The following is a 23,347-nucleotide window of genomic DNA, read 5'->3' as shown; positions in this document are numbered from 1 at the left end:
TCGGGGAGGGGCGTCGCGATGCCGTGCCATACCCTGGACTGGTGGCAGGCCAACCGCAGCGCGACTCCGACGGAAGCTGATCCTCGTGTGGGATCAGCAGGTCGAAGTCGTCGTCGGCGCGCATGCGGCGGCCCGGATCGCGGGGGCCGTGGTGCTGGTGGCCCATCGCGGTGCGGGCCGGCCCACCGAGCATTCTCCGGCGGTGCGGGCCCTGGTCGAGCTTGCCGAACTGGTGCACGAGGCCGCCGTGTGCCGGCCCGACGGCCCGGGTGCGCTGATCGCCCGGGAGGCGACCAGATGGCTCATGGCCCAGGCAGACCGGACGAGCCCGGGCACCGCGGTCGATTTCGGCATCCTCTCCGCGGCCGGTCCGGATCGGGTGGCGATATTCCTGCACGGTGCCGTGACCGCGGTCCTCGACGGTGCGGACAGCGAGTACTTCCACGGTCGCGACGCGGTCTTCACCGTCGACCGGGCGGCGGCGATACCGGACCGCGCGGTCGCGCTGTTCGTCGACGACACCGCCGGCGACCCGGACGTGGATTTCCGGCCCGTACTGCCGGCCACCCGTGGTATCGGACGGCTGGTGGAGGGCATCGCCGAGGCCGGCGGGATGATCGCTTGGACATCGACCGGTGACCCCGGCGGCCCGACCGGTTCCCGGGTGATGGCGACCGGTATGCGGGCGGCACCGGAGCCGGCCGCGGAAACCGCGGTGACCGGCGGCACGATGCGGCCCGCGCTCCAGGCGCCGGACGGGCCACCCGCGGCACCGGTGGACCCCGATGCCGTGGCCACCGCCGTATCGACGCCACTGCCGGACACGGTCGAACTGTCCGAACGGGTGAGTGGGTTCCGCGGTGACCCGCGAGATCCGGATCCCACCGGCGCCCCGCCGACCGCGGTCCCGGACACCGATCCGCACCGGGCACAGACCGAGATCAGCGGCCGGCAGCCCCCGCGCGGCGGTCCGGCGGCCGGACCCGACGAGACGGCGGACTCCCGGAAACCGGAGCCGGAAGCGCCGTACCGGACACCCGCACATCCCACCCCGCGCCGGCACCGGCCGTACGTGTCACCCGACGCGCTGTCCGGGCCACCCGAGCGCGGGACGCCCCCGTTGGACCCGGAACTGCGGCGCCGGACCGAGGCCACCGCGAAGGGCACCGCGCTCACCGTGAAGGTCATGGGATTCAAATGCGCGCGTGCTCATCCCACCGATCCCCGGGCGGCATTCTGCAGCGTCTGCGGTATGCCCGTGGACCAGACGCAGCCGTTGATCGAAGTGGTGCGCCCGCCGCTGGGCATCCTGGTCCTCGACGACGGTGCGACCTATCTATTGGAAAGCGATTCCGTGCTGGGTCGCGATCCGGAGCATTCCGAACCCGCGCGCCGGGGCCTCACCCCACTACAGGTGGCCGACAATTCTGGCGGGATGTCCCGCGCGCACGCGGAGCTGCTGCTGGTGAACTGGGATGTGACGCTGGTCGACCGGGGGTCCACCAACGGCACCCGCACCCGGGCCACGGGTTTCCGGGACTGGGTCCGAATCCCGCCGCATCAAGCCGTGGTGCTGGTGCCCGGCACCGAGATCCTGATCGGCCATCGAATGCTGCGGTACGAATCGGCCGCGCCGCCCCCCTTCGGCCTGTGACGCGGGTGCGGCCGCGCGTTATTCGTACCGGGCGCTGCAGGTGTCCTCGCCGCCGAGCACCCCGGCGCGGAAGGCATCCACGCGGGAGAACCCGCTCGGCACCGTTTTACCCTCGACATCGCTGGCGGCCAGGCCGTCGGCCAGCAGGCCCGAGACCGCCTCGTCCAGATCACCGGCGGCCAGCGTGATATCGCCCTCGGCCCGCCCGGATTCCGCCAGCTTCCCGGTGGCCACCCCGGACAGACAAGCCGCCCGCAACCCCGTTTTCGCCCCCACCAGTTCCTGGTCCCGGCTCTGCTGCACCGACAAGGTGTAGCGCGAGATGAACACCACGTAGCCGTTGTAGTCTCCGGTGACCTTCACCGGCAGCGGGACCTCCGAATCATCGGTGGCGGCCCCGCGCTCGGCGAGTCCGTCGATATTGGTGGCGATCGTATTACTGGCCGGACAATAGGTGACGGGCTCGGTGGGGACGCCGTCGCTGCATTCGATTTCGGCCCCGTCGTAACGGTAGGTCGGCTCCTGTGGGTTCGGCAGGATCACCGACAGGGCCTTGCTCAGTTCGACCAGGCTCCGCTCGGTGATCTCGAACTCCCCGGACGTGCCCTCGAAACTCTGGGGCAGATCACCTCGGCGCTGGTCGATCTCGTTCATATCGATCCCCTTGCACCCCTTGGCGCCGTCGGTGAAACCGATCTGCACCGCCGAAACCCGTTCGAAGGCCGAACCGTGCACGCTCTCGGGATCGTCGGGATCCGAATCGCGGATCGCCACCGTGGCGGCGAGGACCGAGTTCAGGCCGTCGGAGGTGTTGATGGTGAAGTAGTCCGACTTCCCCTCGGCCACCCAGCGCATGTATGCCCCGGCGAAACAGTCGGCCTGCTGTTCCTTGACGATCACCGGGTCGTCGCGGTCGACGATATTCGCGTTGTTCTGGATGGCGTGCCCGTACTCGTGGGCGATCACCATCACCACCGACATCTTCCCGAACGTCTCGGTCATGGTGGGCAGTAGCAGCGCCCGGTCCCAGCCGATGGAGTTGTCCAGCCGGCAGTAGGCGGCGTTCACCATCCGATAGGTCGATTCGGTGCAGAATTCCACCGATTCGCGTCGCGAATCCCGGGCACTCCAGGAAATCAATTTGCCGACCGGTTCGAACTCGCCCTCGAACTCGGCGTCGTAGTGCTGCTCCCAGTACGCCTGTACATCGGTGACCGCGTTCAGCGCGAGGGTATCGATCTCGCCGCCGTCGCTGTGCTCGGCGACGAGGTCGGAGGTCGGCGGGTTCTCCCGGGGACCGCTGGGGCCGCTGGTGGTCGGCAGACCGGCGACCTGGAAGGGATTGTCGTAGATCGATACCGCCCGGCCGTCCACGGCACGGGTACACCCGGTGACCAGCAGCAGTGCGCACAACGCCGAGACGACGACAGCTGCGGTCGTGAGTTTCGGCATGGATCCTCCCCCAAATTCGGCCGGTTCGGGTGCCGCTCGTCGCCTCCGGAGCGGGGAGTTCGCCCCTGCTCGGGGGCGCCTCCGACGCCCGGGTAATGGAATAGTATCCGCTGCATGTCTGCACCGGGGGTGCGCACCATCACGGTGCGCCATGATGGAACCGAACGAGTCTTCGATTCGAATCAGCAGATCACTCTGGGTCGTGCGCCCGAGGTGACGCTGTTCGTCGACAGTCCGCTGGTATCACGGGTCCACGCGATATTGGCCTGGCAGTCGGGAGCCTGGGTGCTCACCGACAACGGAAGTACCAACGGGGTGTTCGTCGATGCTCGCCGGGTCGGTGGGCCCGTTCCGATCGACCGGGCCACCCAGGTCCGGCTCGGTGACGCGATCAGCGGTCCACTGCTCTGGCTCGTTCCCTCCGGAGTCCCCCAGCAGCAACAGCAGCCGGCGCGGCCGCCGTCGCAGGCGCGTCCCGCCCAGCCGCCGCCGCGTCCCGCGCCACCTCCCCGGCCGCAGTCCGGCCCGCACCCGCAGGTCGGACCGCACGGCCAGCGCGGTCAGACCCCCAGCCGGCCATTGCCCGCGCAGCGTCCGGCACCGCAGCAACGGCCGCCGCACGGCGGGCAGCCGCCCCGGGCACCGCAGGTCGCCACCGCGGCCCAGCCGCCGGTCGTCCCGCCGCAGCCCGCCAATGTGAATATGACCGCCAAGGCGAGCGTGGCTGCCGTTCCGCCGGTCCGCCATCGCAATATCGAGGGGCCGATCGCCCGCGCCGACCGGATCCCGCCGGGGGGTCTGGCGATCGGGCGGACCTCGGACAACCAGATCGTCGTCAACGATCCGCTGGCCTCGCGTAAACACGCGCGCCTCGTCGCCGGGGCCGAAGGTCTCGCCATCGAGGACCTCGGTTCGGCCAACGGAACATTCGTCAACGGTGTCCGGCAGCAGCGCACGGTGCTGCGCGAACGCGACATCATCACCATCGGCAATATCGACTTCGAGGTCCAGCAGGGCACGCTGGTGCACCGGCAGCGCCCGGTCGCCGAACAGGGCCTGGCCGTGCACGGGGTCGGGTTCACCGTCGAGGGCAACAAACAGCTGCTCGTCGATGTGAACATGCAGGCCGCGCGTGGCACGCTGACCGCGCTGATCGGTCCCTCCGGGGCGGGTAAGTCGACGCTGTCGCGGTTGATCGCGGGTAGCACTCAACCCTCCGGTGGTGCCGTGACCTTCGAGGGTCGTGATCTGCACGCGGAATACGAGGCGCTACGCTCCCGTATCGGCATGGTGCCCCAGGACGATGTGCTGCACCGGCAGCTCACCGTCCGGCAGGCCCTGGGGTTCGCCGCGGAACTGCGACTGCCGCCCGACTCCTCCACTGCCGATCGTCGCGAGGTGATCGACGGTGTCCTGCGCGAACTCTCGCTCACCGAACACGCCCATACCCGGGTCGACCGGCTCTCCGGTGGCCAGCGCAAGCGGGCCTCGGTGGCATTGGAGCTGCTCACCGGTCCCTCACTGCTCATCCTGGACGAACCAACCTCGGGCCTGGACCCGGCTCTCGACCGCCAGGTCATGATGATGCTGCGCGAACTGGCCGACGCCGGTCGCGTAGTGATCGTGGTCACCCACTCCGTGGCCTGCCTGGACATGTGCGACCAGGTGGTCCTGCTGGCGCCCGGCGGTAAAACCGCCTATGCCGGAAACCCGGCCGGTGTCGAAGCCGCGCTGGGGACCAGCGATTGGGCCAAGATCTTCGCCGATGTGGCGGCCAACCCGGATGCCGCGTTCGCGCACTACCGATCCCGGCAGGCGGCGTTGCCGCCCCCGCCGCCGCCCGCGGCACGGCAGAGCGGTGGTGGTTCGCCCCCGCAGTCCGGTGCCTGGAAACAGTTCTCTACGCTGGCGCGGCGGCAGCTGCGGCTGATCCTGGCCGACCGCGGCTACCTGGTCTTCCTGGTGCTGCTGCCGTTCGTACTCGGCGGATTGTCGCTGGTGGTGCCGGGACAGTACGGGTTCTCGCCGCCACCGCTCATCCAGACCGACGACGGCAACTTCGTCCGGGCCGGCAGTTCCGAACCGCAACAGTTGCTGGTGGTGCTGCTTCTGGGCGCCTGCTTCATGGGGTCCACGCTCACCGTGCGTGATCTGGTCGGGGAGCGGACCATCTTCCTGCGCGAACGCGCGGTCGGATTGCGGTCGGGGGCCTACCTGACCGCGAAGATCGTGGTCTTCAGTGTGGCCGCGTTGCTGCAATCGGGTGTGATGATCGGTTTCGTGCTGCTGGGCAAGAAACGGCCCGAGGAGGGTTCGGCGCTGGCCATCGGTGGCGCCGAGCTCTATATAGATATCGCCGTCACGGCGATCGCCTGTGTGGTGTTCGGGCTGCTGCTGTCGAGTCTGGCCAAATCGAGCGAGCAGGTGATGCCGCTGCTGGTGGTAGCGATCATGGGCCTGTTGGTGATGGCCGGCGGTCTCATCCCGGTGACCGACCGGGTGGTGCTGGAACAGATCTCGTGGCTGTTTCCCTCGCGCTGGGGCTACGCCGCGGCGGCGTCGACGGTGGATATTCGCTCACTGTTCGTCCACTCGCAACAGGACGCCTTCTGGGAACACACGCGTAGCGCATGGTTCCTGGATATCGGCCTGGTGGTGGCCATCACAGTGATGCTCGCGCTCCTCACCTGGACCCGGCTGCGGCTGAAGAAGTCCGCGAGATGAGACAGGTGAACGGGCCGATCCGCCGCCTCCGCCGCTGGTGGGTGGGGGCGGCGAGCGCGCCGACCACACACCAGGCACACTGATGCCTGTGATGGTGCGAGTTGGGGCGGTACATCTCGGGTGGGATGTGGTGTCCGTGGCCGCGGGCGGATCCGGCGTGCCCATCCGCCCCGTACAGGTCGAGGGAAGCTACAACCCCCCCGCCTATCTGCTGGCCGACGCCTCCGGCCGGCTCTACACCGCCGGCGCGGACCGGCAGCGGCCCGAGCTGGGGATGGCGATCCCCGATGTCCGCGACATCCTCGGGCATCCGCAGATCGTCATCGCCGGGGCGACCTGGCCCGCCGAGCTGGTGTTCCGGGCCCGTCTCTACAACCCGCTGGCCGCGGTGGGGACCTATCTGCGGGGTAAACCCGATGTGGTCGCGCTGCCGTATCCGGACGACTGGCCGGACGCGAAGATCGACGCCTACGCCCAGCTGGTCGAGCAGCTCGATGTCGAGGTCGAGCCGATCCCGGAATCGATCGCGCTGTCGGGCTATGTCCGCGCCCTCGGCCTGGTCCGGCCGCCTGATCCCGCCCTGCCCGAAGGAGTCGGGGCCACCGCGGTCCATTTCGACGGTCAGGTGGTGGACGGCCGGGCGAATGTGCTGGTGGTCGCGGTACACGGAGACGAGGAGCGGCCCACCGAATCGGTGTACGTACCGATCGAGCCCGAATCGACCCGCAACCCCCGCGTAGCCGACGACACCGTGATCGAGGTGATGGCCGCGGCCCGCTCCATCGGGGCCGACAATTCGACGGTCCTGCTCGCCGGGCAGGTGGTGTTCAACGAGACCCTGCGGTTCGCCTTCCGCAACCATCTGGGGCAGCGCCTGAAAAAGGCGGAACATCCCATGCACGCGCTCGTTCTCGGTGCCACGCATCTGTTGATCAGCGAGAGCGAGGACGACGAGGAGGAGCCGGCGCCCTACCCGCAGGCCGGGCCGAATACGGCGCCGCAGCCGGAGCCCGCCGCGAACTATGCGGTTCCCGGGCAGCCGCCGGCCGGATTATTTCCGAACGGACCTGTTCCGGGTCGGAACCCGCCGCCCGGCGCCTACCGGCCCGCACCGGGCCCGCACCCGCCGGCCCCGAATCCGCCGACGCCCGGTCCGCACGTGACAGTGCCGCCACCGCCGGCCCGGCCCGATCCGAACGCCTCGCGTCCCGGCCCGGAACAGTCCGGGCCCGGCGGTCCGGTGCCGGGTGGGCCCGCGGCGCCGCCGGGGTGGCCCGGCCCCGCACCGTACGGCCCGTCCGCGCAGCCGGACCAGGACGCCACGGTGAAGGTCGACCGGGGCGAGTTGCCGCCACCGATCTCGGGGCCGGCCAGCCGGTTCACCCGGCCACCCGATCCGGAAACCGGTGCTCAGTCCGCGGCGCCGCAGGACCCCGGCCAGCCCGGGCCCGGCGGTGGGCAGCGGCCCGGCCCGGGGCCGGAGGGCGACCGGGGCAAGGGCAAGCTCTGGAACAAGATGAAGGACAATCTGTTCGGCGCCCATGCCGTCATCGGTGTGGCCGCACTCGCCGCCACGGCGTGGGGCGCGGACGGGGCGGGGACCGCACAGGCCGGCGCCGGAACCGAACCGGTGATCAACGCAACGGCCGCACCCGGCATCGCGGCGTCGACCGCGACGGCCGGATGTGTACCCATGCCACGGGTCACCGTCGAGCCACGCGGCTCCGCTCCAGGCGCCGAGGACGCGGATGACAACGGCGGTCTTCCGCTCTACGCTCGCGTCCCCACGGCCCCCGCGCCCGGCGATTCCGCGCGCCGGGCGGCACCGGAACCCGGAGCGGCCGAGGAACGGGATCCGGCCGAATGCGCCGAACCCGGTATCGACACCCTCCGCTATCTGGTACCCGGTCTACCGGGGATCGCCGACCCGGGCCCGCCGATCGATATCTGACCAGTGTCCGGGCGGTTTCCGGGTGGCACCACCCGGCTGGTATCGTCACCGGCTGGTGTGTGGTACGCCGAGGCCCGGGTCTCAACCGGCCGCCGGGAACCCCTCGACCACGCACTGGGCCGGCAGCATCGACGACAGACAGGGAAGCACTGTGCCTACGTACAGCCCGAAGGCGGGTGACGTGACCCGGCAGTGGTACGTCATCGACGCCACTGACGTAGTGCTCGGCCGTCTTGCCGTGCAGGCAGCGAATCTGCTGCGCGGTAAGCACAAGCCGACCTACGCACCGCATATGGATGGTGGCGATTTCGTCATCATCATCAATGCCGACAAGGTCGCCATCAGCGGCAACAAGCGGCAGAACAAGCTCATCCACCACCACTCCGGGCATCCTGGCGGCCTGAAGTCCCGCACTGTCGGTCAGGTGCTGGATACGCGCCCCGACCGCCTGGTGGAGAAGGCCGTCAAGGGCATGATCCCCAAGAACAAACTCGGCAACGCGATCGCCGGCAAGCTGAAGGTGTACGCGGGCCCGACCCATCCGCACGCCGCGCAGCAGCCCGTTCCGTTCGAGATCAAGCAGGTGGCCCAGTGACCGCTCCCGAGGAATACACCGAATACGACGAAGCGGTCGTCGAAGACGCCGCCGCCGAGGTGCTGGACGAGGGTGTCGTCTACGACGACGACGCCGAGTTCGTCGAGTACGTGGCCCCGCTGGACCGTCCGGTGCAGACCGTCGGCCGCCGTAAAGAGGCCGTGGTCCGCGTGCGCCTGGTGCCGGGTACCGGCAACTTCGTGCTCAACGGCCGCTCGATCGAGGACTACTTCCCGAACAAGGTCCACCAGCAGCTGGTGAAGTCGCCGCTGGTCACCGTCGAGCGCGTCGAATCCTTCGATGTGTACGCCCGCCTGCACGGCGGCGGCCCCTCGGGTCAGGCCGGCGCGCTGCGCCTGGCCATCGCCCGGGCGCTGACCGTGGTCAATGCGGACGACCGCCCCGCGCTCAAGCGCGCCGGGTTCCTCACCCGTGACCCGCGTGCCACCGAGCGCAAGAAGTACGGCCTCAAGAAGGCCCGTAAAGCGCCGCAGTACTCGAAGCGCTGATATCGCCGATGCCGGCTGTCCACCCGCCGCGTGCGGGTGGACGAGCCGGTGTCGGTTCCGAGAGCAGGCGACCGGCCGGAGTCCGGTCGCCTGCTCTCGTGCTATATCTACCGCGGTGTTCGTCGGCCGGCCGTTCCGAGGGCAGTTTCGGCAGGCGTCGTCGCGCGCTGTGGACTCACTGACGAGGGGCAAGGTATGGGACATCTGTTCGGCACCGACGGCGTACGCGGGCTCGCCAACGATACGTTGAGCCCGGAGCTGGCGTTACGGGTTGCCGGGGCGGCGGCGCAGGTCCTGGGTGTGGACCTGCACACCGGTCACCGCAAGGTCGCGGTGGTCGGGCGGGATCCACGCGCCAGCGGGGAGATGCTGGAGGCCGCGGTGACCGCGGGCCTGACCGCCGCGGGAATGGATGTGTTACCGGTCGGTGTGCTGCCGACCCCGGCCGTCGCCTATCTGACCGGTCTGTACGACGCGAGTCTGGGCGTGATGATCTCCGCCTCGCACAATCCCATGCCGGACAATGGAATCAAGATCTTCGCGGCGGGCGGGCACAAGCTCGAAGACGCCGTCGAGGAACGTATCGAGGCCCGGGTGGCCTCCGGTGGGACGGACCGTCCCACGGGTGCGGCGATCGGCCGGGTACTCGGTGCCGCCGGGGCGCGGCAGCCCGGTACGGATCTGCCCGGCCAGTTCGGCGTGGGCGGGACCCATGAGCGCTATATCGAACATCTGGTGGAGGCCACCGGCCGGGATCTGAGCGGACTGACCGTCGTCGTGGACTGCGCGCACGGCGCCGCCTCGGAGGTCGGCCCGGCGGCCTACCGGGAGGCCGGTGCCCGGGTCATCGCGATCAACGCGGACCCGGACGGGCTCAATATCAATGCCGGCTGCGGGTCGACCCATATCGAACAGGTGCAGCGCGCGGTCCGGGAACACGGGGCCGACCTTGGTCTGGCCCACGACGGCGACGCCGACCGCTGCCTGGCGGTGGACGCCGCGGGCGAGGTGGTGGACGGTGACGCCATCATGGCGATCCTCGCCATCGGCATGCGGGACGCCGGAACGCTGGCCGGGAACACCCTCGTCGCCACCGTGATGAGCAATCTGGGACTGCACCTGGCGATGCGCGCGGCCGGCATCACCGTGCGTACCACCGGAGTCGGTGACCGTTACGTTCTCGAGGAACTCCGCGGCGGCGGTTACACCCTCGGTGGGGAACAGTCCGGCCATGTGGTCTTCCCGCGTCACGGCACCACCGGTGACGGCATCCTCACCGGTCTGCAGCTGATGGCGCGGATGTCGCGCACCGGCACGACCCTGGCCGAGCTGGCGAATGTGATCCAGAAGGTCCCGCAGGTACTGGTGAATGTCCCGGTCACGGACAAAGTCGCGGTCAACGCCGACCCCGGGGTCCTGGAGGCCGTCCGTGCCGCCGAGGCGCAGCTCGGGGAGACCGGGCGGATTCTGCTGCGCCCCAGCGGTACCGAACAGCTGGTCCGGGTGATGGTGGAGGCCGAGGAGCACGAAAGGGCTCAGCAGCTCGCCGAGGATCTCGCGAAACTGGTCGCGGCGGTCTGAACGGTCCGCGGCTCAGGGTCCGACCCTGAGCCGCGGACCCCGGAAATCAGGGTGCGGGTCGGTGGCGCTGCCGATGCGGGCCACCGGCCGGGTGCGGATAGTGGACGGTATAGCAACGCGATCGAAAGGACCGCCATGACCGCCCCCGCACGCCGTTTCACCCTCTCGTCCACCGATAGGTGGATCGGTGGAGTCTGCGGCGGTATCGCCGAATACCTCGGCTGGAGTTCCGGACTCGTCCGGCTCCTGTTCGTCGCGTCCTGTCTACTGCCCGGACCGCAGTTCCTGATCTACCTGGCGTTGTGGATCTTGATGCCGAAGCGCTGACCCGGCGCTGAAGCATCCTGCGGAACAGGCCGGTCACGCAACATGCGGACCGACCACACCTCACGACAGCGCCAGCAACTGGACCAAGTCCGCGCGGCCGTCCGCCAGGAAGCACACGCCTACGGAATGGGCCGATAACCACCTTCATGTAGCCACCGGCCCGAGATAGACCGCAGCCCTGACGACCACTAGAACCCAAGATCACGCGCCAGGGCTGTGGTCTGCTCCGCGCAGCCTGCTCGGCCGGCACAGATCGTCGAGGTTGCGGGCGAGCCGATCCATCGAGTGCACGATCACTTCGTCGCCTTCGCGGACGAACGCGAGCAGCTCGTCGAGCCTGGGCCGGCTGGTGTCTTTCCCGGAGGCCTTGTGGGTGCATGTCATCTGCGAAACCTGGTGCGGCTCAGGCGGCGCGAGCTGCGCAATTGCGGGTGCGGAGGTCGGATACAGCCCCCGCCCGTGCGGGTTAGAGGGAGTCGATCCAGCGTTGCAGGCGGCGGCCTTCGGTGGCCATCAGCTCGGGCTCGCGGAGCGTGTTGGTCAGCACCGAGATCCCTTGGTATGCGGCGATCAGCGCGACGGCCAGTTCGCGCGCATCGCGCTGGTGTCCCATCTCATGAAACTGCCGTTCGGCCCAGTCGACCAGGCTGCGCATGTGCTTGGCCAGCTGCTGGTTTAGGCCGTCGGCGCGCTTGTCCAGTTCCGAGGCCAACGTGCCGGTGGGGCACCCGTACCGCGCGGCGAGATCACGCTGATCGACCCAGCCGCGGACGAGCGCGTCCAGCCTCTGACGTGGGGTGGGCAGCGAGTCGAGCTTGGCAAGCAGTGCGCGCAACGTGTCGCCGTGCGCGCCGATGGCGGCCTCGACCAGCTCGTCCTTGGTTTTGAAGTAGTAGTAGATGTTCCCGACGGGTACGTCGGCGGCGCGCGCGATGTCGGCGAGTGTCGTCTTCTCGACCCCCTGCTCATGCAGGACGGTGGCTGCGGCGGCGGTGAGACGTTCCCGCTTGTCCGGCCCCCGCGCAGTTGAGTGAGTCATCTGACTAAGTCTAGACAAGTCAGCGCGGCCCGACTAGCGTCTCCCGTAAGTCAGTCAACTAACTTATTTCGAGGAGTCGTAGTGATCGTGGTAACTGGCGCGACCGGAAATGTCGGCGGCGAGCTGGTCCGAAACCTCACAGGTGCCGGCGAGCAGGTAGCCGCGGTGTCCCGCCGACCCGGGCCACGGCCGGACGGCGTAGCGCACCGGGCGGCCGATCTCGGTGACTCGGACGGCCTGCGGGACGCGTTCGACGGAGCCGACGCGTTGTTCCTGCTCGTCGCCGGCGACGACCCGGATGCGATCCTTGGCATCGCCAAGGAGAAGGGAATCCGGCGGGTCGTGCTGATGTCGTCCCAGGGTGTCGGTACACGACCGGCGGCATACGGGCACGCAGCGAGGTTCGAGGTCGCGCTGCGTGGCAGCGGGTTGGACTGGACTATCCTGCGTTCCGGTGGCCTCGACTCCAACGCGTTCGCGTGGGTCGAGTCCATCCGCGCCACCCGCACTGCCGCAGCACCGTTCGGCAGTGTCGGGCTGCCGACCGTAGACCCGGCCGACGTTGCGGAGGTCGCCGCAGTGACGCTGCGCGAGGACGGGCACGTCGGCCGGACATACGAGCTGACCGGCCCGGAGCTGGTAACCCCGCGTGACCGGGCCGCAGCCATCGGCGCCGCACTCGGCGCCGCGGTGCGCTACGTCGAACAGACCCGCGACGAGGCGCGTGCCCAGATGCTCACGTTCATGCCCGAACCGGTCGTCGACGGTACCCTCGCCATCCTCGGCGCCCCGCTGCCCGCCGAGCAGCGCATCAGCCCCGACGTGGCGCATGTCCTCGGTCGTGCACCGCGCACCTTCGCCGACTGGGCTACCCGCACTGCCGGCGCTTTCCGGTGAAGCCCGAGATCGAGGCATTCCTCGCCGAGCCGCGGATCGCGACCCTCACCACGATCCGGTCGGACGGGACACCGCATGTCGCACCGGTGCGGTTCACCTGGGACGCCGTGACGAGCACGGTTCGCGTCCTGACGGTAGCCACCTCTGGTAAGGCACGGAACGTGGGCACCGGCGGGCGCGTGGCCCTCTGCCAGCCGGACGGTTTTCGCTGGGTGACGCTCGAAGGTGTCGCCACCCTGTCCGGCATCGCCGATCGGGTGGCCCTCGCCGCCCGCCGCTACCAACGCCGCTACGGATCTACTCCACCCGCCCCCACCGGTCGCGTCGTCATCGAGATCGCGGTCGATCGCATCCTCGCTCTCAACCTCTGAAAGGACATCCATGCCCGACACCCGTGTACTCGACTCGACTATCCACCACCGCGAAACCGGCACCGGCGCGCCGATCGTATTCCTGCACGGGAACCCGACCTCGTCGTACCTGTGGCGCAATGTCCTGCCCGGCGTCGGCCCCGGCCGGCTGTTCGCTCCGGACCTGATCGGCATGGGGGACTCGGGCAAACCACCGATCGATTACACGTTCGCCGACCACGCGCGATATCTGGATGCCTGGTTCGACGCGATGAGGTTGGACCGCGTGGTGCTCGTCGGCCACGACTGGGGCGGCGCGCTCGCGTTCGACTGGGCGGCCCGACATCCGGACCGGGTACGCGGGATCGCATTCACCGAGACCATCGTAAAACCGATGAGCTGGGACGAGTTCCCCGAGGCCGGTCGAGACCTGTGGCGCGCCATCCGCACCGACGGCGTCGGCGAGTCCATGTTCCTCGACGATTCCTTCGTCAAGGACGGGTTACGGGCGATATCGGACAAACTCGACCCCGCCGACCTGGAGGTTTACCAGCGGCCGTATCCGACACGGGACAGCCGGATCCCGCTGCTGCGCTGGGCACGTTCGATGCCGCTGGACGGGACACCGACCGACGTCGTCGCGCGCGCCGAAGCGTACGACGAATGGCTGGCGTCCAGCCCAGACGTACCGAAACTCATGGTCACCTTCACACCGACGTACGGAACGATGACCGAACCCGCCGTCGTCGACTGGTGTGCGAAAACCATGGCTGCCCTGGATATCCGGCGATACGACGAGGCCGCCGGCCACCACACCCCCGAGGACCAGCCGGACTTGCTCGCTACCGCCATCTCCGACTGGCTGGACCGCAACAACCTCCGCTGACCCATCACGCCACCCCGGTCGTGAGCCCGGTCTGCGCGTAGTCGCTCTGTCCGGCGGCAGGGCCCCCGCCGGTGACAAGCGCGGCGAGCATCACCGCGGCAACAACCGATCCCAATCGACCGACACGCACGACAACCTCCCGAAACAGAGCCGGACACAACAGAAACGAACCACACGAACCTCGGAACATCCACAGACCGTGAGCGTTCCGGAATCAGGTGAGCTCACCGCGCTCGCTGCACTGCTCCTCGAATCCTCCGACACGCATTCGACCCCGGCCGCGGAAACCCGCGAAGGCGGTACGGCAATGGGGGAACGGGGCTGCGCTGTACCGTCGGGGATGGAAAGATGGACCGGACATTCCCGCGGTCGTAGCCTCGCCTCCGGTCCTGTTCCACGCGCGATGGAACCGATCGGCCCGCGGGTGCGTCGGAATCAGTAACAGCACAGCTCGGCCGAGAACGGGGTGGTCCCGCCGCGGCGGCCATGAGGAGGGGAGCGGCCCATGAGTACGGGTGATCAGCCGGTCGGAATGCAGGCCGACGCGTTGGAGAAGATGGGCGCCGATTTCTGTACCAGCGCGGGGGTCATCGGAGGCCAGGCCACGAGAGTGGCCGACAATATCATCGGAAAGGCGCACGTCGGTGCTGCCTACGAGAGCGAGGGCGTGAAGATCGAGGCCGGGCTCCGAGAGGTGGAATCGTGGCTGAAGGATTGGGCGGAGGCCACCGACCTCACCGGTGAGGCCATCGGGCGCGATGTTGTCACCATGTCCAATGTGGACAAGGAGAACTCCGACCAGACCCAGAAGGCGGCGAGCTGACTCCGATGGCGGATATCGGAGAGTGTGTCGGGTACCCGCCGATCGGCGATGATTGGACCGTTTCTCGAATCCTCGAAGAAGGTTCGAAATCGCTGCTCTTCTTCGAGAAGTTCGAACCGCGCTATCAGCGGTGGGTATCGAATCCCCCCGCGAATATTCTCGGCTACCAGGCTCTGCACACCGTGTTCTACGCCCAGAACGGACTCGACGAGCAGAGATTTCGCGATCTGGCGGCCGCGCTGGCCGGTGTATTGAGCAATGCGGACGCCCAGCACGCCGCGCTGAACCAGTATGCGCAGAATCTACCGTCCATATGGTCGGGCCAGGCTGCTGCCAATGCAGCGGATATGATCGCGACACAATTATCCCTGTCCGCCGGCGATATCGACGCGGTACGAAAGATCCACGAGCAGTTCGACATGGCTCCCGCCGCTCTCCGGAAAACCGTCAAACCCAAGGCGGAGATGGTTCAGGTGTTCCTCGAGGACATGTACCAGGTCACCTACGACGGGAAGTCCCCGGAGGATGTCGACTCCATCATCTCGGCTGCCCAGGGCATCGGCTGGAGTACAGGTGCCGACGACCACCTGCTGGGGAAGATCCATAGGATTTTCCCGGATCTCCCGAACTTGGACGAGTATGTATTCATCACCGTTCCCGGTAGCGGCAATACGGACGATATCGAGGATCATTGCCGTGACTGGCTGAACAAGTTCAAAGATCACTACGAAAAGAAAGTGACCGAATTCGTTCAGACCTGCACGGATATCAACGATGGGGTGAGAGCCCAGTACGGCACACTCATCGACCGCCTGGGCAAACTGTCGGAGACCCCGTACCCGTGTCCGCAGGGTGTCGCGCAGACCCCGGGCACGCCCGGTAGTGAGACCCCGACGACCCAGGTGCCGACCGGATCGCCCTCCGGTACCCCATCGGGTACGCCCACCGGGACCGGAACCCCCAGCACGACCGACATCCCGGGCGCGGAGACCGAGGATCCGGGGACCACCGACGAGGACAATCCGTTGTCGGCGTTGACAGAGCTCGGTACCCAACTCGCTTCCTCGGGGCTCGGAACCCAATTGGTCACGGGACTGAGCGAACTGGCGAGTTCCGCCGCCGAGCAGATCTCGGGCACTCTCGAACAGCTGCTCGAGGAAGCCGAACAAGAAGTCGACCTCGACGGTGACGGGCAGCCGGATGTAGACGAAGACGGTGACGGTCAACCGGACGATCCCACCGGAAACGCCGAAGACGACCCTGCCGGAACGGACGAAGAAACAGGTGCGGATACCGGTATTGAGCTGGACGGGAAAGAATACAAGCTCGAACTCGGCCCCGACGGTCGGCTGCACCTCGTAGTGACCGGTGCGGACGGCGAGCCGCAGAATTATCGGATAGAGATCGGTCCGGACGGAAAACCGGCTATTGCCGCCGACGTACCCGAAGGTGAGCAGGCCCCGGGAACCGGCGACCCGAGCGCCGAAGACCAGCAGAACGCCGGTCGGCCGTCCGGTACCCCCGGCTTGCCCGGCGGTCGGCGAGCCGAGGACGGTGAACACCAGCCGCGAGATTATCCGGCCCCCGCCGAGGACGAGACCGCCCCACCGGAGGCGGGTACCACGGCGCCGGAAGACGATGTCGTCGTCGCACCGGAAGAAGACGCACCGGCACCGCCCCCCGCAGCACCGGTCGATACCGGGGCGCAACTGGCCGAGGCGGGCCCGCTGTGACCCGAGGAGGATCGAGGCAATGAGTTTCCGGGATCTCGATGAGATAGCCGACACGGTGTACCGGCGCAGCGCGGCCAGGATCGAGGAATTACGTGCCGCGAATCAACGGGTCGCCGCGGAGAATCGGGCGCTGATCGAACACTCGGCTCAACGTATCCGGACGCGTCTGCAACAGGCCGAAGCGCGAAACCACGAGGCGGCGCAGGTATCGAAGACCGATCAGCAGGAGCCGTGGACCGGCCGGGAACAAGAGTCTTCTACGTCGCAGCCCGATCACCGGGCACAGCCGGAGCAGCTGGAAGAACTACGGCAACAGCGGGAGGCGGTCGCGCGCGCGGCCGCCAACCGTCAGAACCGGAACGTCGTGACGCCCATCGACGACGACGGTGACGACGAAGCCGAATACTACCGGCGCAACAGCTGGCTGGTCTGAAAAAGTCGGAGCTGTGCGAGCTGTTCGCGCGACCTCGATATGCATCGGCCCGGGGTGCTGGATGGGCTGCGTAACGAACAGTTGGGTGGATCTCACCGTGCGGGTGAAACCCGACTACGTCGCCACCGTGGGTTGCCCGGGCGCCGCTTCACCGGAGTTCCGCCAACTCCACCAGTTCTGCAAGATTCTCGCGAGTGGTTCGGTATACGTTCCCCATGACAGGATCACGTCATTGAGTTTCTTCAGATAGGTCATCGTGTCCAGGCTGCTCTTCGCGAGTTTCGCCAGGAACGAGGCGATGACGTGCCCGGCCGCCGCGCCTGCGGTCACGGCGAGCTCGATCGTGTATCCGATGGCCGCGCCGAGCAGGGCTGCGATGATATCGCGCACCAGATCCCGGACTATGGCAATAATTTTGGACGCTTTGTCCATCAACTCGCCGAGTGCGGCCGCTGCGGCCGCGGCGGTGTCGATTGCGGTGAGTACCTCTGCGGCATGATTGCGGTACGCGTCGCCCGCGCTGCCGGACCAGGTGTTGATATCCGTCTCCATGGTGCGCTGCCATTCGGCCTTGGTCGTAGACAGTTCGGTCGAAATCGCTTGCCAGGAAGAGGAATACGCCTCCACGATCGTCGGGTTGCCGCTGAGTTCCTCGTAGGCCTGCCTGAGTGGCTCGATATGCTCCAACATCCATTTGGCGACCTGGGTGCCCGCGAAACCGAACGGATCCTTGACCGCCTCGACCGCGGTCCCCACGACTCCGGCTGCACCGAAGACTGCCTCACCGGTATTGTCGCTCCGCAGATTCCCGTAGATATCCCACGCGTCACCCGCGACGGTGCCTTTGAGTACACCCAGGCCGCCGGTCTCTTCGTCGCCTTCGAGCCCGACATTGGACAGCCAGGAGACATCCTCCTGGAAGTAGGCATTGCTGTGCTGGGACTCGTCGTCGATGAGATCGTTGTCGGGTGGCGCGGCGTCGTCGAAGCTCATCCGGATTTCCCTATCTCCGCCTGCAGTCCCTGCAGTGTCGTGGCGAACGACCCGTCCGCGTCTTCGAAGGATGCGGCAGTCGCCTTCAGCTTCTCCGGTACCTGGGCGGTGCGTTCACCGGCTGCGCGAATCACCTCGACGGTCGATCGATGGTTATCGTCGAACAGCCCTTTTATCACCGGCCGTAGCCAACTCCCGTACCCGTCATCTGCCGACATGAGATAGTTGGCGGCTTCGAGGCATCTGTCCAGGCTGCCCATGAGCGCTTCGACGCTGTCCGCGTGCTTCCGCACTTCTTCGGGATCGACCGAGACGGCATCAGGATTGTTGGTCATCGATCACTCCAACCACGATTTGCGGCGGTAGTACTCGGTCTCTTCGTCGGGCTCGTCCGGAGTGACGACCTGATCCCTGCCGGATGTGCGTGGGGCCGAAGGTGGTGCGGAGCCCCACGCGGGGGGCGTCGGACGTTGCTCGGAGGGATACGGGTCGGTGATCTGCTGGGGAGGCTCGGAGCCCCAGGTGGGTGGCGCCGGACGTTGCTGAGGGTAAAACGGGTCGGCGGCCGGAGGCGTGGCACGGCCGGTCTGCGGCACATCGGAATCCTGTGCCGGCGTCGCAGTCGTCTCCGCTTCCGGGAAGCGCCGGTCGAAACTGTCGACGAGTGCGGCACCGGCCGGATCCTCGCCGACGATATCGTGCACCAGCCCGGCAATGCCCGGACGCAGTTTGCCCTGCGCCCGGCGCATACACGACAGGATCTCGGCGGAGAGCGCGCGCGAATCCATCTGCCGCACACCCGGTGCCAGATCGATCGCTGTCGGCACCCCGCTACTGTCCACGGTGACGCTGACTCGTCCGCCGACGCCCGATTCGGTCGCCGTCAGCGCTGTCATCCGCTCCTGTAACTCGGCGAAACGCTGGGCTCTCCGCTCCGCATCGGCGGACAACTGCGCGAATCCGGCTATCGCGCGGTCCAGATCCATCTCGGCGGCCATCGACACCCTTCCCCTGCAGAACATCCCAGCTCGCGGGATCCATCGACGAAAGAACCCGAGCGCGAAACGCTTCGGCATCCTACGTCGGGTTGTCGGAACCGATCAATTCCGGTGCGGCCGGTCATCCCGCCGGACGCAGCTCCGCATCGTGTGCCATCATCGTCCGATGAGTTCGGGGGATGCCTTCGGGTTGACGAGTACACAGTTCTTGCCGGGATACCACGGGTCCGAAGGAGATAGACGGTATCCGTCACCGCGCAAGCTGCGGTCGATGGGTGCCACGTTGATCGATATCGTCATGCTGTTCGGCCCTGCTTTCGCGGTGGGCCTGTTGGTAGTGGCAGTGGACATGCCGAGAACCTACAGCTACCTGCTGCTGCCGATACCCTTTGCCATCATCGGCGGGAACTGGATTCTGCTGCGGAAGTGGGTGCATGCCACTGTCGGGGGCTTGGTCTTCGGGCTGGTGGAGATTCGCGGTCGGGACGGCGCGTGGCCCGGTTGGGGGGACCTGTGGTCGGGATACGCGCCGGGGCACGATGGTGTGCCGCATATCGTGAAAGTTCGTCGCCGCGATATCCGGAGTCGCGGTCGCGCATCGGCACGATAGGTGACGCCGGGACAGCTCATCGTGTGCATTCCGCTAGCGGACCCTCGGAGCCGATGATCTGCACTGCACTGCGGATAGCCGTCCATTGCCGGCTGCCTGCGATCCACGGCCCGGTCAGGTGTGGGATCATCAGTACTTCCGCGCTGTTCTCGATGATGTGGTGTATGGCGATCAGTGCGGTGAGCTGGGCGGATTCGGTATCGGTGAACACCGTGTAGACGACTTCGAGGCCGTGATTCGTCGATTGGCTGATGAATGGAGACAGGGCGATGACTGACCATCTCGACTGGCGGGTGTCGTCATACACCGATAAGCACACGTGCGTGGAGGTCGCGGCCGCACCGACCGGCGAGATTCTGGTGCGTAACTCGAACAACCGGGCTGCCGACCATATCACGTTCACCCGTGACGAGTTCTCGGCATGGCTCAAAGGTTGCAAAGCCGGCGAGTTCGACGACCTCGGGTTCTGAAGTCCCTGATTTCAGCTGATCATCGGAATAGCTGACAGAAGCCGCACGGACGGCTCGGTTTCGGAGCGGTGTTACTTGCGCAGCGACCGGACCAGTTTGCCCACCGCCGCCGGGTCCGGTGTCGCTGCGGCCCGCCGGTTCTCGCCCTGTTCCAGCAGCGCGGCCGACGGATCGATCACATGGGTGTGCTTGATCGAGGTCTCCGGGTCGGCGAGCGGCTTGTAGGTCTTGTCGCCGAGCAGGGTGTGCAGCAGGTACCCGGTGAGCAGGGCGCGGGTGGCGCGGGACGTCTTCTCCTCGTGCTTACCGCCACCGAGCGCGGCCAGTAGGCGGCGGCCCTCGGCGAGTCCGTTGTGGCCCGCGCCGTCCAGAGTGCGCAGGATCACCGGACCACCCCAGGCGGCGGCGAGGGGGACCGCGTCGGAGATCGGCGCATCGATATCGCTCACCCCGGCCAGGATCAGTGCCGGGGCGGTGAGTTCACCGGCCACCGAGGTGGCGGCGGGGGCGGTGGGTGCCGGGAAGAGGGGAGCCACCGCGGCCACCGGGCGCTGGGCGGCGGCGAGTACGGCCGCGCCCGCGCCCATTCCGTGGCCGGCCAGGGCCAAGCGTTCGGGATGCACGGTAAGGGTGCCGTCGCCGAGCCGGACGCCGGTGCAGATATCGAGGGTGGTGAGCAGGTCGGTGGCGAGGTTCAGGTGGGAGGGCAGCGGGCCGCGCTCGGTATCGGGGGCGGCCGCGACAATGCCCCAGGACGCGAGGTGTTCGAGCAGCGTGCGGTAGTTGCCGGCGCCGTGCAGCCAGCCGTGGCCGAACGCGACCGCGGGTAGATCGCGGCCGGTCTCGGGCGTGTACACCACCCCGGGCTGACCCGCGATGGCAAGATTGCCGCGGAGCACCCGATGCGGGCCGCGGCTGGTCAGAGTGCTCAGAAGTGATTTCACAGACGCCGACACGACGAGAACGTTAGCCGATAAGTAGGCTGGGGAGCCATGTGCGGAATCGTGGGGTACGTCGGGTACCGGGACGCGTTGGGCGTCGTCGTCGCTGCCTTGCGCCGCATGGAGTACCGAGGTTACGACTCGGCGGGTGTGGCGATTCTCGACGGCGCCGGTGGCGTGGCGGTCGAGCGGCGCGCCGGGCGGCTGAGCAACCTGGAAGCGGCACTGGATATCGCGAACCCGGGCGAGTTCGCCGGCAGCACCGGTATGGGGCATACGCGGTGGGCCACCCACGGCGCGCCGACCGACCGCAACGCCCACCCGCACCGGGATGCGAGCGGCAAGCTCGCGGTCGTGCACAACGGCATCATCGAGAATTTCGCCCAGCTGCGGCGGGAGCTCGAGGACGCCGGCGTGGAACTGCGCAGTGAGACCGATACCGAGGTCGCCGTGCACCTGGTCGCCCGGGCCTACGCCGCGGGGCCGACCGCGGGCGATTTCGAGGCCAGCACGCTTTCGGTACTCCGGCGGCTCGAGGGTGCGTTCACGCTGGTGTTCACGCACGCCGACCATCCGGGAAAGATCATCGCGGCGCGTCATTCGACGCCGCTGGTCGTCGGGGTGGGCGAGAACGAGATGTTCATCGCCTCCGATGTGACCGCGTTCATCGAACACACCCGCGAGGCGGTCGAACTCGGCGAGGGTCAGGCCGTGGTGATCACCGCCGACGGCTACCGCGTCACCGACTTCGACGGCTCCACCGACGGGGTGAGTACCCGGCCGTTCACCATCGACTGGGATCTGGCCGCCGCCGAGAAGGGCGGTCACGACTACTTCATGCTCAAGGAGATCGACGAGCAGCCCGGCGCGGTCGCCGATACGCTTATCGGTCACTTCGATCAGACCCCCGGCCGCGACGGCCGGATCGTGCTGGACGAGCAGCGCCTCTCCGATCAGGAGTTGCGCGATGTGGAGAAGGTTTTCGTGGTGGCCTGCGGCAGCGCCTACCACTCCGGTCTGGTCGCCAAGTACGCCATCGAACACTGGACCCGGCTGCCGGTGGAAGTGGAGCTGGCCAGCGAGTTCCGCTACCGGGACCCGGTGCTGGACCGCTCGACCCTGGTGGTGGCGGTCTCCCAGTCCGGTGAGACGGCCGACACACTGGAGGCCGTCCGGCACGCCAAGAGCCAGAAGGCCCGGGTGCTGGCGGTCTGCAATACCAACGGCGCGCAGATCCCACGCGAATCCGACGCGGTGCTCTACACCCGGGCCGGGCCGGAGATCGGGGTCGCCTCCACCAAGGCGTTCCTCGCGCAGGTGACGGCGAACCTGCTGGTCGGGCTGGCGCTGGCGCAGGCGCGCGGTACCAAGTACCCCGATGAGGTTGCACGTGAGTTCGCCGAGCTGGAGGCAATGCCCAAGCTGGTGGACCGGGTGCTGGAGACGGCGCCGCAGGTGCGGGCGATCGCCCGGGAACTCGCGCGCGAGCGCACCATCCTGTTCCTCGGTCGCCATGTCGGATATCCGGTGGCGCTCGAGGGTGCGCTCAAGCTCAAGGAGCTGGCGTACATGCACGCGGAGGGTTTCGCCGCGGGTGAGCTCAAGCACGGCCCGATCGCGCTGATCGAGGGCGGGTTGCCGGTGATCGTGGTCATGCCCTCGCCCAAGGGGCGCGGGGTGCTGCACTCCAAACTGCTGAGCAATATCCGGGAGATCCAGGCCCGCGGGGCACGCACGATCGTGATCGCCGAGGAGGGTGACGATCTGGTGCGGCCGTTCGCCGACGACCTGATCGAGATCCCGTCCGCCCCGACCCTCTACCAGCCGCTGCTGTCGACGGTCCCGTTGCAGATCTTCGCCGCCGAGGTGGCGCAGACCCGCGGTTACGACGTGGACAAACCCCGCAACCTGGCGAAATCCGTCACCGTGGAATAGCTGACGGGGTAGCCGGTGCTCCGGTTACCCCGTCTACTCCTCGACCGTGATGGTGCCGCGCATATCCGGGTGGATCGGGCACAGGTAGCGGTATTCGCCCGGCTGGGTGAAGGTGTGACTCCAATCGCCCACCTCGAACAACGGGCTGTTGATGCTCATCGCCTTGTCGCCGATGCCCTGGACGCCGTGTGGCAGGTCGCCGTCGAAATGCCAGGACACCGTATCGCCGGCGGAGATGGTGATATCGGCCGGTGAGAACTGATCGTCTTCGACCTCGACGGTGACGGTGGCCTCCCGGTCGGGCCGTACTTGCGCGCCGGAGGTATCGGTTTTCGTCGCCTCGTCCGTTGAATCACCGGCGCCGCAGCCGGACAGCAATGCCGTGACGAGGGCGAATCCGGCGGCCGGAACGAGTACGGCGCGGTGAACTCTGGACATGGAGGTCA

The 23,347-nt window shown here is 67.7% G+C and carries 26 protein-coding genes; 16 read left to right on the top strand and 10 right to left on the bottom strand.

Translation table 11 applies throughout. The features are described from left to right. The first annotated feature begins 85 nt into the window (after positions 1–85). On the top strand, positions 86–1,654 hold the full coding sequence (locus ACQPYS_RS25325) for an FHA domain-containing protein (protein WP_433491009.1): 1,569 nt from the start codon (positions 86–88) through the stop codon (positions 1,652–1,654). Between the two features lie 18 nt (positions 1,655–1,672). Here the strand turns inward: ACQPYS_RS25325 and ACQPYS_RS25320 are convergent, their stop codons facing one another. Beyond that, entirely contained in the window at positions 1,673–3,106 is a 1,434-nt protein-coding gene (locus tag ACQPYS_RS25320) for a metallopeptidase (protein ID WP_063037132.1), read from the bottom strand. 114 nt (positions 3,107–3,220) lie between these two features. Between ACQPYS_RS25320 and ACQPYS_RS25315 the strand changes: the two genes are divergently transcribed. From ACQPYS_RS25315 to ACQPYS_RS25290, 6 genes are all read left to right on the top strand, one after another. After that, on the top strand, positions 3,221–5,830 hold the full coding sequence (locus tag ACQPYS_RS25315; RefSeq protein WP_433491008.1) for an FHA domain-containing protein: 2,610 nt from the start codon (positions 3,221–3,223) through the stop codon (positions 5,828–5,830). Between the two features lie 88 nt (positions 5,831–5,918). After that, entirely contained in the window at positions 5,919–7,781 is a 1,863-nt protein-coding gene (locus ACQPYS_RS25310; protein ID WP_433491007.1) for a hypothetical protein, read from the top strand. A gap of 151 nt (positions 7,782–7,932) precedes the next feature. Further along, a complete protein-coding gene (gene rplM / locus ACQPYS_RS25305) occupies positions 7,933–8,376 on the top strand; it encodes a 50S ribosomal protein L13 (protein ID WP_063037138.1) in 444 nt (147 codons plus the stop codon). After that, positions 8,373–8,885 carry a 30S ribosomal protein S9 gene (gene rpsI / locus ACQPYS_RS25300; protein WP_433491006.1) on the top strand — a complete coding sequence of 171 codons (513 nt, stop codon included), beginning with the start codon at positions 8,373–8,375 and terminating at the stop codon, positions 8,883–8,885. Before rplM ends, rpsI begins: the two co-directional genes overlap by 4 nt. 195 nt (positions 8,886–9,080) lie before the next feature. Then, a complete protein-coding gene (gene glmM / locus ACQPYS_RS25295) occupies positions 9,081–10,466 on the top strand; it encodes a phosphoglucosamine mutase (RefSeq protein ID WP_431940135.1) in 1,386 nt (461 codons plus the stop codon). A gap of 135 nt (positions 10,467–10,601) precedes the next feature. Then, positions 10,602–10,793 carry a PspC domain-containing protein gene (locus tag ACQPYS_RS25290; protein WP_433491005.1) on the top strand — a complete coding sequence of 64 codons (192 nt, stop codon included), beginning with the start codon at positions 10,602–10,604 and terminating at the stop codon, positions 10,791–10,793. Between the two features lie 201 nt (positions 10,794–10,994). Here ACQPYS_RS25290 and ACQPYS_RS25285 read toward each other — a convergent pair whose 3' ends face one another. Next, entirely contained in the window at positions 10,995–11,177 is a 183-nt protein-coding gene (locus ACQPYS_RS25285; RefSeq protein ID WP_433491004.1) for a recombinase family protein, read from the bottom strand. A gap of 82 nt (positions 11,178–11,259) precedes the next feature. Continuing rightward, entirely contained in the window at positions 11,260–11,832 is a 573-nt protein-coding gene (locus ACQPYS_RS25280; protein ID WP_433491003.1) for a TetR/AcrR family transcriptional regulator, read from the bottom strand. An 81-nt stretch (positions 11,833–11,913) separates the two neighbouring features. Between ACQPYS_RS25280 and ACQPYS_RS25275 the strand changes: the two genes are divergently transcribed. From ACQPYS_RS25275 to ACQPYS_RS25265, 3 genes are read left to right on the top strand one after another with little or no spacing between them, the layout of a single operon-like run. After that, positions 11,914–12,729, top strand: coding sequence for an SDR family oxidoreductase (locus tag ACQPYS_RS25275; RefSeq protein ID WP_433491002.1), 816 nt, complete (start codon positions 11,914–11,916; stop codon positions 12,727–12,729). Then, positions 12,726–13,100, top strand: coding sequence for a pyridoxamine 5'-phosphate oxidase family protein (locus tag ACQPYS_RS25270; protein ID WP_433491001.1), 375 nt, complete (start codon positions 12,726–12,728; stop codon positions 13,098–13,100). The genes ACQPYS_RS25275 and ACQPYS_RS25270 overlap by 4 nt, the downstream gene beginning before the upstream one ends. A 10-nt stretch (positions 13,101–13,110) precedes the next feature. Further along, positions 13,111–13,965: a haloalkane dehalogenase gene (locus ACQPYS_RS25265; RefSeq protein ID WP_433491000.1), complete on the top strand. Its 855-nt coding sequence runs from the start codon at positions 13,111–13,113 to the stop codon at positions 13,963–13,965. Positions 13,966–13,969: 4 nt separating this feature from the next. Here the strand turns inward: ACQPYS_RS25265 and ACQPYS_RS25260 are convergent, their stop codons facing one another. After that, positions 13,970–14,095, bottom strand: coding sequence for a hypothetical protein (locus ACQPYS_RS25260; protein WP_433490999.1), 126 nt, complete (start codon positions 14,093–14,095; stop codon positions 13,970–13,972). Positions 14,096–14,470: 375 nt separating this feature from the next. Between ACQPYS_RS25260 and ACQPYS_RS25255 the strand changes: the two genes are divergently transcribed. Genes ACQPYS_RS25255 through ACQPYS_RS25245 form a run of 3 tightly spaced genes read left to right on the top strand, consistent with a single transcriptional unit; the run spans position 14,471 to position 16,954 of the window. After that, on the top strand, positions 14,471–14,788 hold the full coding sequence (locus ACQPYS_RS25255) for a hypothetical protein (RefSeq protein ID WP_433490998.1): 318 nt from the start codon (positions 14,471–14,473) through the stop codon (positions 14,786–14,788). A 5-nt stretch (positions 14,789–14,793) separates the two neighbouring features. Then, on the top strand, positions 14,794–16,521 hold the full coding sequence (locus ACQPYS_RS25250) for a hypothetical protein (RefSeq protein ID WP_433490997.1): 1,728 nt from the start codon (positions 14,794–14,796) through the stop codon (positions 16,519–16,521). A gap of 19 nt (positions 16,522–16,540) precedes the next feature. Continuing rightward, on the top strand, positions 16,541–16,954 hold the full coding sequence (locus tag ACQPYS_RS25245; RefSeq protein WP_433490996.1) for a hypothetical protein: 414 nt from the start codon (positions 16,541–16,543) through the stop codon (positions 16,952–16,954). 114 nt (positions 16,955–17,068) lie between these two features. Here the strand turns inward: ACQPYS_RS25245 and ACQPYS_RS25240 are convergent, their stop codons facing one another. The 3 genes from ACQPYS_RS25240 to ACQPYS_RS25230 are packed head-to-tail and all read right to left on the bottom strand — an operon-like array spanning position 17,069 to position 18,945. Continuing rightward, on the bottom strand, positions 17,069–17,947 hold the full coding sequence (locus tag ACQPYS_RS25240) for a hypothetical protein (protein ID WP_063037155.1): 879 nt from the start codon (positions 17,945–17,947) through the stop codon (positions 17,069–17,071). Further along, a complete protein-coding gene (locus tag ACQPYS_RS25235) occupies positions 17,944–18,282 on the bottom strand; it encodes a type VII secretion target (RefSeq protein WP_063037157.1) in 339 nt (112 codons plus the stop codon). The genes ACQPYS_RS25240 and ACQPYS_RS25235 overlap by 4 nt, the downstream gene beginning before the upstream one ends. A 3-nt stretch (positions 18,283–18,285) precedes the next feature. After that, entirely contained in the window at positions 18,286–18,945 is a 660-nt protein-coding gene (locus tag ACQPYS_RS25230) for a YbaB/EbfC family nucleoid-associated protein (protein WP_433490995.1), read from the bottom strand. Positions 18,946–19,216: 271 nt separating this feature from the next. On the opposite strand from ACQPYS_RS25230, the gene ACQPYS_RS25225 reads away from it, so the two are divergent. After that, complete coding sequence (locus ACQPYS_RS25225) at positions 19,217–19,555, top strand: hypothetical protein (RefSeq protein ID WP_063037161.1); 339 nt, start codon at positions 19,217–19,219, stop codon at positions 19,553–19,555. Between the two features lie 16 nt (positions 19,556–19,571). Here ACQPYS_RS25225 and ACQPYS_RS25220 read toward each other — a convergent pair whose 3' ends face one another. Continuing rightward, positions 19,572–19,862, bottom strand: coding sequence for a hypothetical protein (locus ACQPYS_RS25220; protein WP_169811912.1), 291 nt, complete (start codon positions 19,860–19,862; stop codon positions 19,572–19,574). Positions 19,863–19,878: 16 nt separating this feature from the next. Here ACQPYS_RS25220 and ACQPYS_RS25215 point away from each other — a divergent pair, with 16 nt between their 5' ends. After that, positions 19,879–20,025, top strand: a complete 147-nt coding sequence (locus ACQPYS_RS25215; protein ID WP_433490994.1) for a DUF397 domain-containing protein — start codon at positions 19,879–19,881, stop codon at positions 20,023–20,025. A gap of 71 nt (positions 20,026–20,096) precedes the next feature. On the opposite strand, the gene ACQPYS_RS25210 is transcribed toward ACQPYS_RS25215, so the two are convergent. Then, a complete protein-coding gene (locus ACQPYS_RS25210) occupies positions 20,097–20,981 on the bottom strand; it encodes a hypothetical protein (RefSeq protein WP_433490993.1) in 885 nt (294 codons plus the stop codon). A 36-nt stretch (positions 20,982–21,017) separates the two neighbouring features. Here ACQPYS_RS25210 and glmS point away from each other — a divergent pair, with 36 nt between their 5' ends. Then, on the top strand, positions 21,018–22,901 hold the full coding sequence (gene glmS, locus ACQPYS_RS25205; RefSeq protein ID WP_063037167.1) for a glutamine--fructose-6-phosphate transaminase (isomerizing): 1,884 nt from the start codon (positions 21,018–21,020) through the stop codon (positions 22,899–22,901). 33 nt (positions 22,902–22,934) lie between these two features. On the opposite strand, the gene ACQPYS_RS25200 is transcribed toward glmS, so the two are convergent. Further along, the gene (locus tag ACQPYS_RS25200) at positions 22,935–23,339 is read right to left on the bottom strand and encodes a cupredoxin domain-containing protein (protein ID WP_063037524.1); all 405 of its coding nucleotides are present in this window, start codon (positions 23,337–23,339) and stop codon (positions 22,935–22,937) included. Between the last annotated feature and the right edge of the window lie 8 nt (positions 23,340–23,347).

It is taken from the genome of Nocardia grenadensis (assembly GCF_050942415.1).
In the GTDB taxonomy this organism is placed as follows: Bacteria; Actinomycetota; Actinomycetes; order Mycobacteriales; family Mycobacteriaceae; genus Nocardia; species Nocardia grenadensis.
Note: the sequence above shows the minus strand (reverse complement) of the source record. Positions and strands in the feature narration are given on the sequence as shown.

What these genes read in the sequence shown, in the direction of transcription:
- ACQPYS_RS25320 (WP_063037132.1), bottom strand. Translation starts at nt 3,106, where the DNA reads ATGCCGAAACTCACGACCGCAGCTGTCGTCGTCTCGGCGTTGTGCGCA.
- ACQPYS_RS25315 (WP_433491008.1), top strand. Translation starts at nt 3,221, where the DNA reads ATGTCTGCACCGGGGGTGCGCACCATCACGGTGCGCCATGATGGAACC.
- glmM (WP_431940135.1), top strand. Translation starts at nt 9,081, where the DNA reads ATGGGACATCTGTTCGGCACCGACGGCGTACGCGGGCTCGCCAACGAT.
- ACQPYS_RS25290 (WP_433491005.1), top strand. Translation starts at nt 10,602, where the DNA reads ATGACCGCCCCCGCACGCCGTTTCACCCTCTCGTCCACCGATAGGTGG.
- ACQPYS_RS25285 (WP_433491004.1), bottom strand. Translation starts at nt 11,177, where the DNA reads ATGACATGCACCCACAAGGCCTCCGGGAAAGACACCAGCCGGCCCAGG.
- ACQPYS_RS25280 (WP_433491003.1), bottom strand. Translation starts at nt 11,832, where the DNA reads ATGACTCACTCAACTGCGCGGGGGCCGGACAAGCGGGAACGTCTCACC.
- ACQPYS_RS25265 (WP_433491000.1), top strand. Translation starts at nt 13,111, where the DNA reads ATGCCCGACACCCGTGTACTCGACTCGACTATCCACCACCGCGAAACC.
- ACQPYS_RS25255 (WP_433490998.1), top strand. Translation starts at nt 14,471, where the DNA reads ATGAGTACGGGTGATCAGCCGGTCGGAATGCAGGCCGACGCGTTGGAG.
- ACQPYS_RS25250 (WP_433490997.1), top strand. Translation starts at nt 14,794, where the DNA reads ATGGCGGATATCGGAGAGTGTGTCGGGTACCCGCCGATCGGCGATGAT.
- ACQPYS_RS25245 (WP_433490996.1), top strand. Translation starts at nt 16,541, where the DNA reads ATGAGTTTCCGGGATCTCGATGAGATAGCCGACACGGTGTACCGGCGC.
- ACQPYS_RS25240 (WP_063037155.1), bottom strand. Translation starts at nt 17,947, where the DNA reads ATGAGCTTCGACGACGCCGCGCCACCCGACAACGATCTCATCGACGAC.
- ACQPYS_RS25235 (WP_063037157.1), bottom strand. Translation starts at nt 18,282, where the DNA reads ATGACCAACAATCCTGATGCCGTCTCGGTCGATCCCGAAGAAGTGCGG.
- ACQPYS_RS25230 (WP_433490995.1), bottom strand. Translation starts at nt 18,945, where the DNA reads ATGGCCGCCGAGATGGATCTGGACCGCGCGATAGCCGGATTCGCGCAG.
- ACQPYS_RS25225 (WP_063037161.1), top strand. Translation starts at nt 19,217, where the DNA reads ATGGGTGCCACGTTGATCGATATCGTCATGCTGTTCGGCCCTGCTTTC.
- glmS (WP_063037167.1), top strand. Translation starts at nt 21,018, where the DNA reads ATGTGCGGAATCGTGGGGTACGTCGGGTACCGGGACGCGTTGGGCGTC.
- ACQPYS_RS25200 (WP_063037524.1), bottom strand. Translation starts at nt 23,339, where the DNA reads ATGTCCAGAGTTCACCGCGCCGTACTCGTTCCGGCCGCCGGATTCGCC.